Genomic DNA, 15,334 nt, shown 5'->3' with positions numbered 1-15,334 from the left:
GCAAGCAGAGCGCAATATTCGCACTTTGCTTGCAGTTTTTAATTTTAGTTCCAGGCTGCTTTCACCAGAACACCTTCCGGTTTGCCGGAGTATCGGATAAGCAGTGTACCCGAAGCTTCGTCGTACGCATGTTCCGCCTTGAGTCCATCTGCCGTTACGAGAGATGGAGCCGAAGCTGCGCGAAGCCGTGTGCTGACCGTCATATCTGACGGGCTTTCCGAACGGAATGTGATCTCCTTGGCACTCACCGTCTCATCCTCGATCCGCGATGAGCTGACAAGAACCTTCGCAACACTGCTGCCGGTCGCAGTCTCTACCGAGTTTAAATCGTATAACAAACAATTGCTGCCTGGTTTCAATTCAACGGTAGCCCGAATCGGGAGATCATGCTCGAATAGGTCGATAAAAGACCCTTCAATCCGATTCCCCACATGTTCTGTCTCATCAAGTGCTTGCGCAATGACATAAGGACCCCGCTTAATACGGAGCATCCCGCTTTCATGATACGCTTCTGCTTCACCTCTAAGCTCCAGTGCCAGCTGCACACTATCACGGACCATATCGGCACCATCACTTGATCGTGATAGAACGGTTGGATGAACACGGCGCACGATGACGAATCCATCACCCGCTGCATATTCACCGCTCTCCTGATCCGCCGATAACCCCAGCGTCTCGAACAAATGCTGATCCGGACGCTCATAGATACGCCTGCTGCCTTCCCGGTTCCACCACTCCCGAACACCATGGAAGTCATCAGATCCGTCGCCAACGTAGATAAGCACGCCGCCATCTCTGACCCATCCCGCAATCGCCTGATGCAGCCCCGCATGTTCAGGCTTCATGAACTCATAGCTGAGAAGCAGCACTTTATAATCGTCCAGGTATCCCGGGAAAGTTAGTGCGTTATCCAGTTGAACCGGACGCAGCGGAATACCATGCTTCACGAGCGGCAGCGCTAGTCCATAGAACGCAGACCAGTCAAGCAGCTCCTGCTGCTCAGGGGACAGCATATCTGACGTTGTTACCCCATCCGCTTTTTTGCCGGCAGTCGACAGCTCCGTCTCTTCAGGTATAACATCGCCTCGTTGGAACATGGCGGAATTGGACAAGAGTAGTCCAATTCCTCTCGTATAGATGTCATCCTCTTCTTCCACATGATGATGGAGATCCCGAAGTACATTCATGACCGTAAGAAGAACGGTCTTGTAGCTCGCCGGAATGACTTCTTTTCCTTTACCGTCTTCAGTTGGATAGCCAAGTGTGAATACCCGCCATGGCCAAGGGCATACTTCAAACTTCGATACACCCGGATGAAGCAGGGCTGCCACAACCGTTGCCCGGTAATTATGGCGGTAATCACTCCAGCTATAACGGGGATTATCCTCGATCGGATCATGCAGGAACCACATGTCTCTGCCTGTACCACGAGTCAGCTCCTGCATAACACCATATTCCAGGAATGCCGTCTCGAAGGTACGCTCACGCCGGACACCTTGGTATACATTTGGCGTTCTCGCCGTCCCTGTCCAGATCTGCGCGATAAACCCGTCGCAGGAAGGCATCGATACGAGCAGCGCCTCTGGGCTGATGATACGCCATTGCGTGTAGTTAATTAAGCTGTGGGTAGGAACGTAGAATCGAACTACCCTGTCATAGGTAACAAGTGCATATTCTTTCATCTGCGCACAGAGCCGATCAAGCGCCCGATAATATAAGTATGCTTTAAGCTTCGAAGCCCGGTATTGTGCATCCGGCGAGAGGTGAGGAGCTATCCACGGCTCCCCGTAATACGTCAGCCACTCTCGTTTGAACGCCTCCGAATAACCCGACTGCGCCCAAAATTCAGGCTCCTCCAGATGGATCGCTTCCACACCACAGTCGATCGCTTTCTTGATATAGGACGCCAAGTATTCGGAGAAAGCGACTGTCGGAACCATATACGGTACGTCCTTGCCATGCTGAATATAGTTGCCGAACCGGTCCTTTTGAGCTTCATCCCAATGATTTCTGCCGTCAAATTTCTCGTACAAATAATCCTGATATTCTCCCCATGAGACACCGGTCATGAGATGAATCGTGTAGCCAGCTTTCCTCCACCCTTCGATACGTTGCTCTAACTGATCCGAAAGCCCATACACCATTACAAAATCAGTTCGAAGATCATACTTTGGCCCATAGGGACGCGATTCCTGAAATCCCGTCCACTCGGCCCGCTCCTGTTGCTTATTCACTCCCATGCTTCTCTTCCTCCTTTACTGTCGTACCGTTAGTTAAGCATTTGAAGGGCAACTACGCCCTTCAAATTATCGTTCGTATACTTGATGACATGTACAAGTTCTTGCCCAACATCTTAATATAAATATTCAATATAATCAATAATACATTTTAACGACAAAATTGAGTTGATTGACAACAGAACAAGGCAAGATGACTCATTTTATCGGGGAATTTCGTTTGAATTCAAGATATTCCGACTTTATTAGACTTATTTAATATATTTAATATTAAGACATCTAGTATGTAGATACAGCAAATAAAAAACTGCAAGCAGAACGCTTCATGCGCTTTGCTTGCAGTTTTTTTTATAAAACAGATTGCTTATTAATGGAAGCTTGCTTTTCTTTTCAGAATACGCACAGCATGCAGCGGCAGCTCAAGCTCATTCGCCACTTTGCCACCAGCAAGTACGTCTTCGTACTCTTTCTCATCAAGCTTCACTTGTTGCTTCGCTTCGCTGAAGTTCATTACGAATACATAGTCGCTCTCACCGTCAGAACGCAATTGAGCAGTAACACCTTGCGGAAGCTCTGTTTCAACTACCCGCTTCAGTCCTTCTTGTTCAACCAGCTTCTTAAAGAAATCGGTTTGGAACGGCTCTGTGTTGCGGGAAGCTACATAATACGCTTTGCCTTCCCCAAACTGATTAACGGTCAAAGCAGGACGACCGGCATAGAAGTCATCGCCATATACAGCGAGCGCTTCAGCACCTTCCAGGTGGATCAGATCACATAGCTCATAAGCTTCGTACTCACCTTGCAGACCCAACTTATTGCCTTCGGACATCACAACACTGTTCTTTTCACCGTCATGAAGCGAATCGATCTCCTCCGACCAGATACCAAGCGTCTTGCGGAGTGGTCCAGGGAAGCCTTCCAGGAAGCAAAGATCGCTTTCATCTACGATACCTGACCAGTAAGTAGCAACAAAGGTGCCGCCTTCCTGCACGAATTTCTCAATCCGCTCGCCAACGCCTGGACGTACCATGTACAGCATAGGAGCTATAAGTAGTTTGTAGGAGTCAAAAGAGCACTCGGAATCGATAATATCTGTAGGCACGCCCATCTCCCAGAACGGACGATAGTGGCGTTTCATCGTTTCTTCATAATGAATGCCTCCGTTACGAGGACCCTGTGAATCTTTCACCGCCCAGCGATTCTCCCAATCATTGATGATGGCCACTTGCGGCCTCACCGATGTTCCTACTACTTCTTGCAATTGTTCAAGTGCTTGGCCAACATCCGTAACATCCTTGAATACACGCGTATTCTCATGACCAACATGGTCGACTACAGCACCATGCAGTTTCTCGCTGGAGCCGCGGCTTTTGCGCCATTGGAAATATTGAACCGTATCCGAGCCATGAGCAACAGCCTGCATCGAGGCAAGGAGGTGCATACCTGGCTTCTTAAGCTTGCTGACAGGCTGCCAGTTCGTCATGCTTGGCGTGCTTTCCATCAACATAAACGGCTTACCGCCCTTGAGCGAACGGAATACGTCATGGTTGAAGCCGATCCATGCGGCAAGCTCGCTTTGATCCTTTGCATCATGCCAAGTCGGATAAGCATCCCACGAGATCATATCGAGAAGATCAGCGAATTTCCAGTAGTTCAGCGGTTCAAAGTCCAACATGAAATTGGTTGTAATCGGCAGCTCCGGATTAATCTCACGCAGCGGCTCCATTTCATGACGGCAGAAGTCTACGGTTTGATCGGTTACGAACCGTTTCCAGTCGAGGTTCATGCCATGAACAGCTTTCTCCCCGCGGTAAGTTGGCGTATCGATTTGACCGAAGTTTGTATATTTGTGTGCCCAGAAGGACGTCCACCAAGCATTATTCAACGCTTCGATGGTGCCATAACGTTTCTCCAGCCATTGTTGGAATGCTTCTGTACAATAGTCGCAGTGACATTCTCCGCCAAATTCATTGGAGATGTGCCAGCCGATAACAGCCGGATGATCCGAATAACGCTCGGCCAGCTTCCGGTTCATCTCCTGCACCTTCGCGCGGTATACAGGGGACGTGAAGCAATGGTTATGGCGTGCGCCATGCAGGTTACGAATACCGTTCTCCTCAACACGAAGAACCTCCGGATATTTCTGCGACATCCAAGCTGGTCTTGCACCACTTGGTGTTGCCAGCAGAGCATAGATGCCATTCGCTGCAAAACGATCAAGCAACTGGTCCATCCATTCAAATGTATATACGCCCTCTTCAGGCTCTAATGCTGCCCATGCAAAGATGCCTACGGACATCACATTGCTGCTCGACAGCTTCATTAATCGGATATCTTCCTCAAGTACATGAGGGTAATCAAGCCATTGGTCAGGGTTATAATCCGCTCCATGGAGCATTTGCGGGAATTTTGGGCTGATTGGCGGGAACTTCAAAGTCATGGATATTTGCCTCCAAACGAAGAATTTGTCTATTACTATATTAATATTGTAATACGCATTAAGATCCAATAAAATCACATTATATTCACCTTACTTATAAAATATGAAACTGGAAGTGGTCTCATTATGGATAAATTGGTATTTCCGACTTTGGCAGATGCCGACCGGAAACTCCCTCTATATACAGATATTATCGGCCATTGGGACAATCAGGAAACGATTGACCGGCCGCAAGGCTTCCCGCACTATCAATGGCTGCAAGTAACAGGCGGCGAAGGCGAATTATGGATTGGAGAGGAACGATATACGGTAAAAGCAGGCCAAGGCTTCTGCTTATTCCCTGGCGTCCCTCATCGCTATTCTACAATCCGCGAGCCTTGGGACATCTATTTCATCAGCTTTGGCGGCAATATGTCCAAGGAGATGCTTGCTTTAGCCGGCATTAAGGAGCCAGGCCTCTATTCCGTTACCGACAGTGAGATGATAGTAGCCCATCTGCGGGGCATTTTGGCTATGGCGCAATCCGGGCTTCCTTTTCTCGGTATCGAGTGCTCGAAGCTTGTCTATTTATTCCTGCTCGATCTGATGAAGGTAATTCAAGTCAGTACGCAGTCCGCTCAGCAATATTATACGAAGCTGAACCCCGTCATCCGGTATATTGAAGAGCATATTGACAGCATGATGTCCATCCAAGAGTTATCTACACGCATAGATGTCACTCCGCAGTATTTGTGCCGGTTGTTCAAGCAATCAATGGGGATGCGGCCAATGGAGTATGTGAACCGGGAACGGATTAACCGCAGCAAAGAGCTGATGTTTCTAGGCAGAGAATACAAGATGCATGAGATTGCATCCATGGTTGGCTTTGAGAGTGCAAGTTACTTTAGCTCCGTCTTCAAGAAGCTGGAAAACATGAGTCCTGAGCAGTTCAAGAAGATGCACGGGATTCACTGAACAGACCCTCCATCACCTCCTGCATGCGGGCAATGGCGCCTTATTTGGGGTATAATGTTGGGGATAATGCTTGATAGAAGGAGGCTTGTCCATGACAGGCAGCAACAAACAACTCGTATTTGATATGATCGATTCCCATGCAGATACATTCAAACAAATCTCCCGTACAATCGGGGCAAATCCCGAGCTTGGCCATCAGGAATTCAAGTCAGCCGATATACTGTGTGCCGAGCTTGAGAGACAAGGCTTCTCTGTCGAGCGGGGTACACTTGGCATCCCTACTGCGTTTATCGGAACTTATTCGTCCGGGAAGCCGGGACCTACGGTCGCTTTTCTATGTGAATATGATGCTTTGCCGGAGATTGGCCATGCCTGTGGCCATCATCTGATCTGTACGATGGGCATTGCGGCAGCGGTTGGATTAAAGGCAGTACTGGAGCAATTCGGCGGAACGATCCGCGTATACGGTACTCCTGCTGAAGAGACAAAAGGCGCCAAAGTACCGATGTCCGAAGCCGGCTTATTCGATGACTGCGACTTTGCCCTTATGGCTCATCCCTACTATACGTTCGAGAAATCCGGCGAATCGCTTGCTTTGGACGCTATTCAATTCGAATACTTCGGCAAGCCTGCTCATGCCGCAGCGAGCCCTTATGAAGGTGTTAATGCGCTGGATGCAATTCTTCAATTGTTCAATAGCGTTAATGCACTGCGCCAGCAGACCCGCAGCGATGCACGGATTCACGGCATTATTAATGATGGAGGCAGAGCGCCAAACGTTATTCCGGACCACGCTTCCGCCCAATTTTACGTTCGATCCGCATCCCGCTCGTATACCAATGAACTTGCAGAGAAAGTACGTCGCTGCGCAGAAGGTGCTGCTCTCCAGACCGGCTGCAGGCTTGAGATGAACAATTATGAATTCTCCTATGACGAGCTGGTTACAAACGAAGCGTTATCGGAAAGTTTTACCGCTAATCTGTTTGAATTAGGCGTGCAGCCAGAAGAAATCGAGACGGGCAAGGATCATGGTTCGCTGGATCTTGGCAATGTATCCGTTCGCTGCCCGGCCATTCATCCTTATGTCAAGATCGTCGAGGAGCGCTTCCTCCTTCATACCGTGGAGTTCCGTGATGCTGCAATGACAGAGCGTGCACTTAATCGGATGATATTCGCTGCCAAGACACTCGCGGCTACTGCCTATGATGTATTTGCTAACCCGGCTCTGCTCGCCCGAATTCGGGAAGAGTTCGAAAATCTCCAACAGAAATAATGGATTTGAACATACGTTCACAAGAGGCTGCTCTTCCACTTAACATTGGTGAAGGGAGCCTCTTTCCTTGCTATAGAAGCAGGATTAGCAGCAACAGCTAACGAATAGACTGACAAGGCGATGGCATAAGATCCCATTCCTAATTTATTTCCAGAGAGGGCAGGTGTACCAAGTGAAATTTAATGAGTATCGTTATGAACGTCCAGATGTAGCAGCTTTCGAGAAACAATTCAAGGAGCTTCTAGCTGTATTCAGCTCAGCAGCAAATTATGAAGAGCAGGATGCTGCTATGTCGGGCATGAACAAGCTTCGGAGCGAGTTCGATACGATGCAGCAAATTGCCTACATCCGTCACTCGATCGACACGAATGATGAATTTTATAAAGCCGAGCAGGATTTCTTCGATGAGAATGGACCTGTTGTACAGGAATACATAACGGATTACTACCGGGCGCTTGTTGGTTCGGCGTTCCGTGCCGAGCTAGAGAGTAAATGGGGGCGTCAGCTTTTCCAGCTGGCTGAGCTCTCGTTGAAAACATTCAGCCCTGAGATTATCGAGGATCTCCAGCAGGAGAACAAACTGTCCACCGAATATTCGAAGCTGATAGCTTCTGCCAAAATTATGTTCGACGGCGAAGAACGGACGCTTTCTCAATTATCGCCTTTCCAGCAATCAACCGACCGTTCAGTCCGCAAGCGCGCATCCGTTGCATCTTCCGGTTTTATGGCTGAGAACGAAGAGCAATTCGACAGGATCTATGATGAACTTGTAAAGGTTCGTACCAGAATTGCAAAAAAACTTGGCTTCACGAACTTTGTTGAGCTTGGTTATGCCCGAATGAACCGTACCGACTATACAGCGGAGATGGTTGCGAACTTCCGTAATCAGGTGCTTGAGCATATCGTTCCCGTTGCAACAAAGCTGAAAGAACGTCAGCGCGAACGGATTGGCGTCGATAAACTGTATTACTACGATGAGAATCTCGCCTTCCTTACCGGCAACGCGAAGCCGAAAGGCGACCCAGACTGGATCGTTCAGAACGGGGCGAAAATGTATGCCGAGCTGTCCTCCGAGACAGATCAGTTCTTCGCATTTATGCAGGATAACGGCCTGATGGACCTGGTTGCCAAAAAGGGCAAGCAAGGCGGCGGCTATTGCACCTATATCAGCGAATTCGGCGCACCGTTTATTTTCTCCAACTTTAACGGCACTTCCGGAGATATTGACGTCTTGACGCATGAAGCCGGTCATGCGTTCCAGGTGTATGAGAGCAGAAGCTTCGCGGTGCCTGAGTATGCCTTCCCTACTTACGAGGCTTGTGAGATCCATTCGATGAGTATGGAGTTTTTCACTTGGCCGTGGATGGACTTGTTCTTCAAAGAGGATGTAGATAAATACCGGTTCCAGCATCTGGCGAGCGCTCTGCTTTTCCTCCCTTACGGCGTAACGGTAGATGAGTACCAGCATTTCGTCTACGAGAATCCGGATGCTACTCCAGCTGAACGCAAGGCTGCATGGCGGGAGATCGAGAAGAAATACCTTCCTCACCGGAACTATGAAGAGAATACGTACCTGGAACAAGGTGCTTATTGGCAGCGCCAGGGTCATATTTTCGGCAGTCCGTTCTACTATATCGACTACACTTTAGCGCAAATCTGTGCGTTTCAATTCTGGAAAAGAATGCAGGAAGACCGTTCCGCCGCTTGGGCAGATTACCTGCACCTGTGCCGTCAAGGCGGCAGCCTTTCTTTCACGGAACTGGTTAAGGTGGCCGGCCTCATCTCGCCGTTCGAGGATGGCTGCGTAACTTCTGTTATTGGCAGCATCGACAGCTGGCTGGAAAGCGTAGATGACCAAGCGCTGTAAGGAGGAAGACGTATGAATATCACGTTTCGGCCTCTCAGCGAGCTTCCTATCGGAGAAGTGTCAGAGCTGTGGAACCAGTCCTTTGAAGATTACTTTGTCCTCGCTGCTCTTCCACTTGATCGTTTTATTGGCCGTGTGGCGAATGAAGGGCTAGCACTCCAGCATTCCCTTGCCTGCTATGTCGATGGTGAGGCAGCAGGACTAGTCATGAATGGCTTCCGCGAGTTTGACGGAAGAAAGCTGGCCTGGAATGGCGGAACGGCGATCAAGCCAGCGTTTCGTGGCAAAGGAATCGGCAAAGTCATGATGCAGAGGAATTTGCAATTGTATGAGGAACAAGGCGTACAGCAGGCGAATCTGGAGGCTATTGCCCATAATGAATATGCCATTCAGCTATATGAAAGTGTAGGTTATTCGCAGATTGACCGCCTGCTTATTATGTCGACTGAGCAGCCTATTCCAGATATGGACGACAGCTATGAGCACTCTTACCATGTGGCGCTTGGCATGGCAGCAGAAGCTGCTAGACTTCCCTTCTATAACGAAGGCGAAGTCTGGCAAGCCGGTATTCCCAGCTTGAGAGACGGCGAAAGTGTAGCTATCTTCGACGGTGAGGATGCTGCAGGCTATGCCATATTCAGGCGAACATTCAGCCCGGAGGGCAGCTTAACGGGAATTATCTTGTACCGGCTTGAGATTGCGCCAGACCGTAAGGATTCCGCAGGTGTCATACGAGCAGCTCTGCAGGAAGTTTGGCAGCCCGGCGACAACTGCCGCCGATCAGCCTTTAATATCAGGGCATCAAATACCGTACTCGTTGAGCTGCTCAGCGAGATGGGCTTAGCGACAAACATGGAACAGGTGCTGATGGTTCGTGAAATGAATTTGGGATAAATCTTAAATAGACCGTCCATCTGATGGCGCACTTTTTATCCACTCACCAAACAAATAAGACCCTCTAAGGGTCTTATCGTTACAGTTCGATACTAGTTTGACACGTATAAGACCCTCTAAGGGTCTTATTTCGTGTATAAACCTCTCACAACCCACCATTTTTATCCACCTACAAACAAATAAGACCCTCTGAGGGTCTTATCGTTACGGTTCAGTGCTAGTTTGACACGTATAAGACCCTCCCGGGACCCTATACAAAATGAGACAGCACAAACACAGCTGGCGAATTCCAATAAATCGTCACTTCGTTCGTCGAATAGCTTTCCATCACATCGGCGAATGCTGCAGCTGGGGCTTTGCCTGTCAAATGCTCGCGGGCGTATTCATCCTGCACGCCAACATTAGGTCCGCCTGAGACAAGTCCGGGTACCGGTTCATCCACTCCATCACCTTCTGATGGACGGTGATGTGGATGACGGATTGGCTTGCTCCCGAAGCCGGTCACATAGCTCATGCCTACCGCATTCATCCCAAACAAATAATGAATATGGTCCAGCACAAGACGTTCATATGCCGTTGTACCTCCCAATCGATCTGCTATAAGCAGCAGCATCGCTTGATTAAGCAGCACCATATTGCTGCCCCATATGTATTGCTCCGGCAAGAGCGATATACCAAAGCCGTCCTGTCTGCACACGGCAGCCAGCTTTCCTGCTTCCTCCTGCAAGCCCGCCTGTAACTGTTCCGCTAACCCCGCTTCTCTCTCACGCTCCGACATCAGATACGAGATGGTTCCATAACCGCCCATATCAGCCCAGCCAAGCTCATACTTGTCAAAAGAAAACTCCGCTAGCTGCTGGAACGCTTCATGATAACGAGCTTCCCCAGTTGTACGGTACAGCTCTGCTGCAGCCCAATAACGTTCATCCGTATCCAGCTTATCTCCATATTCCCCCGTCACAATGGAAGATGGATTTCTAAAGCCTGGGTACTCCGGATGAAGAGTCAGCCACTCCCATGCTGCTTCCGCTGCGATCAGACAACTGGAGGCAAAAGCTGCATCAAAGCGGTCATACACCCGTGCGGCCATCGCCATAATACCAGCAAAACAACCCGTCGCTGTTGCCGAGATCGGAGAAACGTACAATTCTTCAGTATCATCCTCTGGCATCGTATCTGCTGATGGGAACCGTAATGTTGTCAGCTTATGGAAAACACCACCAGACTTGTTATCCTGCATTCGCAGCATCCAATCCAGCTCATAACGGCATTCATGCAGCACATCTGGCATGACACCGTCCGTTTCGGGCAGCGGCACCATCCGGGCGAAGGCTTTCGGATAACATTCAAACGCGAGTAGCAAATCAGCCACCGCCTTAGCACCTGGACCTACATACTTGCCATAATCCCCCGCATCATGCCATCCGCCCCAAGCGTCCACTTTTCTGGTTTCATCACCATAGACAATCGCAGGCGTCAGATGGCATTTTCCATGCTTCCAATCTCCAGCATACTGCTCTTCTAAATCCATTCCGCAGCGGAAATAATAAAACGCTTTCAACAATGCTTGATGAGCCTCTTCATAAACCTCTTCTCCGATTAGGAAAGGTTCTGACTGTGATCCATTATTCATCTTCACATAATATGTACCCGGCTGCTGCCACTCAGAAAAATCCAGCTTGCTGACCGTCATCCCGCTCGCAGCATCATCTAGTGAGATCAAAGTCTCACCTTCCCAAACTACTTCGCCATTCTCCTGACTAATCAGTTTGAAGCCTTCGTTTTCTCCTGCAAATACAGCTGTCTTCGTATCTTTATTCCGGTAACCAAGCTGGTTAATCGTAATGCCCATCATGGTAAGCTCCTCTCCTTGCCGAAAATAGATCAAGCCGCTACATTATATCGCATCTGATAGTGTATGGAACTATCGAAACTAAAGGACATGCTGTGCAATCTACAGTTTCCACAAAAAAAGGCGCTCATCGCTGAGCAGCCTTTGACATACCATCTTCTTTTTAACGGAAAAGCACCTTGTCCACATTATACTTCGCTTTAAACTCATTGATCAGAAACGTCTCATAAATCTCCCGCTCAACCGGATCTTCATTGACATAGATCTCAATCTTGGTCACTTCATCCCGGTAATTTTTCATTGGAGATACACTATCTTCAAAATGCTTTTTGATACGAGGTCTAAGCTTTCTGGCTTTGCCAACAAACAGCACATCGCCCTTGAAGTTGTAGAATATAAAGAAGCCGCCCTTTTCCCGCGTAATGAGATGGAAATCCGTAAAGTTGTAAATATGGCTCAGCTCGGGATTGGTTTGTTTGTAAATCGTAACGTCCGGTTCCGGAATCGTAATGGTAATCAAAAAATTCACTTCTCTTTCCTTGTCTGTTTGTAGTATTGTATCACATCTCAGAGAACCAAGCTTTACTTAACCGGATAATTCCGTCCCGGATCTTCTCTTCGCTAAGGCCCCCAAAGCCAAGCATGATATAGGAAGGCGGACATTCCTCCGGATTCAGCCAATTCAGCCTAGGCGTATATACTATAACTCCCTGCTGATAAGCTTGTTCAATTAATTCATCACTTGACCGGTTGTACACATCCAGCAGGAGATGCATACCTGATTTTTGTCCAATAACGCCAACCCGGCTGCCAAAGAGCTCCTGGATCACCCGAAGCAAGGTTTTATGCCGTGCTTGATACAGCTTTCTCATCTTACGGATATGACTTTCGAAATATCCCTCCTTCATAAAACGATACATAGCTGCCTGTATAAGTGGTGAGACAGATTGGCTGTACGTTTGAAGCTTACTGCGATAATCCTTCGCAAGCAGCTCCGGAAGCACCATATAACTAAGGCGTACTCCTGGTAGGAAGGACTTCGAAAATGTCCCCAAATAAATGACCTTGTCTCCCGTATCCATCGCCTTCAGAGCAGGAATCGGCTGTCCCTGATAACGAAGCTCACTGTCGAAATCATCCTCAATAATATAACCATTGTGTTCATAAGCCCATTGCAACAGTCTTACCCGGTTCTGGACCGGCATAATAATGCCAACAGGGAATTGATGAGACGGGGTAACGTATACCGTGTTAGCTCCACCTTGCTTCAACAGTTCAACAGATAATCCATCGCTGTCTAAGGGAACTGGAATAATCTCTCGGCCATGATTACGGAACACCGTTCTGACTCCATTATAGCCAGGCTCCTCCATCGCAATCTTCTTTGGTAACGGTAACAGCTGGCATAGCATGCTAATCATCGTCTGCGTACCGGCACTGAGGAAAATCTGATCAGGTGAGCAGACAACACCACGTGCTTGGTACAAATAACGGGCGATTTCGGTTCGAAGTCCCGCCTGTCCCTGCCGGTCTCCATACCCATACACCTCTACTGTACATTCCTCCAGGGCCTCCACCATACATTTCTTCCACTGCCTTACCGGAAAATGCGCAAGTTCCACATCCCCGTATTCAAAGTTAATAGCAGGAAGGCTCGACTTCGGAATCTGCTGCGTCTTTTCCGAACCCAACGTTGTCCCGGTTTTTGCTCCACTTCCCTCTAACTCCAGCTTTTCCAGTGCCATGATATATAACCCGCTTCGCAGCTTACTTTGGATATAACCTTCCGCAAGCAGCTGCTGATAGGCGGTTTCCACCGTATTCTTGCTGACGGATAAATAAACAGACAACTGCCGAATTGATGGCAGGCGCTCATTCTCTTTCAATATTCCTGCTTCCATCTGTCCCTTCAGATAGGAAAAAAGCTGCTGATATAGCGGAACATCACTTTGTCTATCTAAATCAGGTGTTAAACTGATCACTGACTGCCACCAACCTCTGTACCCATCATTTTCAACAAAACTGTACCTTTTGATAAGGACAGTTGACCACTACAATGATAGCATAATTAACTTTTTCCAGAAAGTGAGTGGTCAAGATGTTTCCTATTCGATTACAAAAAAGAGCCTGTACGGATCCTCACAAAATCCAACAATTCTTGGAGCAAGCACGCACCGGATTTCTCGGCCTCGCCTCGGGCAATGTGCCATACGTCGTTCCTCTTAACTTCGTATGGATGGATGAAGCCGTTTATTTCCACGGCGCGTCTGAAGGCAGGAAGATCAATATGATCGCTGAAAACCCCGAAGCTTGTTTCACAGTTAGTGAAGAATACGGTACGATCTCCGATCCAACTCCCGCTCATGTCGATACGGCTTATATGAGTGCAATCATCTATGGCACTGTTATCAAAGTAACGGATTGGGATGAAGCAACTGCCGCTATGCAGGAGATGCTGAACAAATATGTTCCCGGCTATTTCGATCGCCCGCTAGCCAAGAGTCATCTGGAGAGATACGTCTCCTCCATGGGAAGCAAGACCTCTGTCTTCAAGCTGGTCTCAAGCTCCATCTCCGCGAAAGAAAGCGAAGTGAATGAGGCGAAAATGTTTCATGTAGGCCGAAAAAGTCAGGGGGATCGTCCCTGATTTTTTCGGCCCTGGACGAACGATTCAGCAAGACCTCAACTGAACCGTTCGGCCTAGGCCAAACGATTCAAGACGAGCGAAATAAATTAAAAGGCGCCTCCGCAATATGCAGAGGCGCCTGACTGTTATTTTTTCAATTCCGGAATGACGTACTGCGGCTCTCTACCGTACAACGCATCCACCAGATTGCGGGCGGCTACCATTGCCATATCGTCCCTTGTTTTCTTTGTTGCCGAGCCGATATGCGGCAGTGTCACGACATTATCCAGCTGCAATAGCGGATTGTCCGCGCTGACTGGTTCCTTCTCGTAAACATCCAGCCCCGCACCAAAAATCCGCTTGCTGCTAAGAGCTTCAATTAACGCCGCTTCATCAACCGTCTCACCACGTGATACGTTAATGAAGATCGCGCTCCGTTTCATGCGGTTAAATTGCTCCGCACCAATGAGATGCTTCGTCTCTGGCGTAAGCGGCGTCATCAGCACGATAAAGTCCGACTGTTCAAGCAGATCATTCAGCGGTAGGTAGTTAACGCCAAGCTGCTCCTCAACCTCCACCTTACGGCTGCGGTTATAGTAGGAAACTTCCATATCAAAGCCAAACTTCGCACGCTTCGCTATTTTCTCGCCAATCCGGCCCATCCCGATAATACCCAGCTTTGCATGATGTACATCCATGCCAAACAACTGCTCCCCGATGCCGCGCTGCCAGCCCCCGGTACGCACCAGATTATGAAGCTCGGTTACTCTTCTTGCAGCTGCCAGCATAAGCGCCAATGCAAGATCAGCTACCGTATCATCAAGAACATATGGTGTATGGGTACCAATAATATTACGCTTCTTCATCGCTTCAAGATCATTATGGTTATATCCAACGGATATATTGCTGACCGCTCTAAGCTTTGGAGCTGCGCTGAGCAATCGCTCACTGATTGCGTTGCCGGCTGCAAGCAGCCCTTCTACATCACCGATTTTCTCGGCGAGCTGCTGGCCAGTAATCGCCTTCTCCTGATCCTGCCACATTTCGCAATCGCAATATTGATCGAGGTAATCTTTTACCTGATCGGAAACTTTCGCTGATATGTATACTTTTGGCCGCATGCCATCATCTCCCCTCGAATTCTATTTCTATTATACACATGTCCCAAGGCGAATGGTTGCCTTTAAGTCA

At 48.6% G+C, this 15,334-nt stretch carries 11 protein-coding genes; 5 read left to right on the top strand and 6 right to left on the bottom strand.

The window, feature by feature from the left end; genetic code table 11:
• Positions 1-44: 44 nt before the first annotated feature.
• Positions 45-2,240, bottom strand: coding sequence for a hypothetical protein (locus FHS17_RS17125; RefSeq protein WP_167279658.1), 2,196 nt, complete (start codon positions 2,238-2,240; stop codon positions 45-47).
• 364 nt (positions 2,241-2,604) lie between these two features.
• Complete coding sequence (locus FHS17_RS17120; RefSeq protein ID WP_167279657.1) at positions 2,605-4,677, bottom strand: beta-galactosidase; 2,073 nt, start codon at positions 4,675-4,677, stop codon at positions 2,605-2,607.
• A gap of 126 nt (positions 4,678-4,803) precedes the next feature.
• On the opposite strand from FHS17_RS17120, the gene FHS17_RS17115 reads away from it, so the two are divergent.
• From FHS17_RS17115 to FHS17_RS17100, 4 genes are all read left to right on the top strand, one after another.
• The gene (locus tag FHS17_RS17115; protein ID WP_167279656.1) at positions 4,804-5,631 is read left to right on the top strand and encodes an AraC family transcriptional regulator; all 828 of its coding nucleotides are present in this window, start codon (positions 4,804-4,806) and stop codon (positions 5,629-5,631) included.
• A gap of 91 nt (positions 5,632-5,722) precedes the next feature.
• The gene (locus tag FHS17_RS17110) at positions 5,723-6,904 is read left to right on the top strand and encodes a M20 family metallopeptidase (protein WP_167279655.1); all 1,182 of its coding nucleotides are present in this window, start codon (positions 5,723-5,725) and stop codon (positions 6,902-6,904) included.
• 172 nt (positions 6,905-7,076) lie between these two features.
• Entirely contained in the window at positions 7,077-8,771 is a 1,695-nt protein-coding gene (locus FHS17_RS17105; protein WP_167279654.1) for a M3 family oligoendopeptidase, read from the top strand.
• Positions 8,772-8,783: 12 nt separating this feature from the next.
• Positions 8,784-9,665 carry a GNAT family N-acetyltransferase gene (locus tag FHS17_RS17100; protein WP_167279653.1) on the top strand — a complete coding sequence of 294 codons (882 nt, stop codon included), beginning with the start codon at positions 8,784-8,786 and terminating at the stop codon, positions 9,663-9,665.
• Positions 9,666-9,915: 250 nt separating this feature from the next.
• On the opposite strand, the gene FHS17_RS17095 is transcribed toward FHS17_RS17100, so the two are convergent.
• The 3 genes from FHS17_RS17095 to pdxR form a co-directional block, all read right to left on the bottom strand.
• Complete coding sequence (locus tag FHS17_RS17095) at positions 9,916-11,520, bottom strand: glycoside hydrolase family 9 protein (RefSeq protein ID WP_167279652.1); 1,605 nt, start codon at positions 11,518-11,520, stop codon at positions 9,916-9,918.
• 160 nt (positions 11,521-11,680) lie between these two features.
• A complete protein-coding gene (locus FHS17_RS17090) occupies positions 11,681-12,037 on the bottom strand; it encodes a nucleotide excision repair endonuclease (RefSeq protein ID WP_208420456.1) in 357 nt (118 codons plus the stop codon).
• 40 nt (positions 12,038-12,077) lie between these two features.
• A complete protein-coding gene (pdxR, locus tag FHS17_RS17085; protein ID WP_167279650.1) occupies positions 12,078-13,499 on the bottom strand; it encodes a MocR-like pyridoxine biosynthesis transcription factor PdxR in 1,422 nt (473 codons plus the stop codon).
• 116 nt (positions 13,500-13,615) lie between these two features.
• On the opposite strand from pdxR, the gene FHS17_RS17080 reads away from it, so the two are divergent.
• Entirely contained in the window at positions 13,616-14,164 is a 549-nt protein-coding gene (locus FHS17_RS17080; protein WP_167279649.1) for a pyridoxamine 5'-phosphate oxidase family protein, read from the top strand.
• A gap of 125 nt (positions 14,165-14,289) precedes the next feature.
• On the opposite strand, the gene FHS17_RS17075 is transcribed toward FHS17_RS17080, so the two are convergent.
• Positions 14,290-15,264 carry a 2-hydroxyacid dehydrogenase gene (locus FHS17_RS17075; RefSeq protein WP_167279648.1) on the bottom strand — a complete coding sequence of 325 codons (975 nt, stop codon included), beginning with the start codon at positions 15,262-15,264 and terminating at the stop codon, positions 14,290-14,292.
• Positions 15,265-15,334: the final 70 nt, after the last annotated feature.

Origin of the sequence: Paenibacillus lupini (genome assembly GCF_011761355.1) — a bacterium.
Lineage (GTDB): Bacteria > Bacillota > Bacilli > Paenibacillales > Paenibacillaceae > Pristimantibacillus > Pristimantibacillus lupini.
The sequence above is the reverse complement of the archived record's forward strand: the minus strand, read 5'-3'. Positions and strand labels throughout refer to the sequence as shown.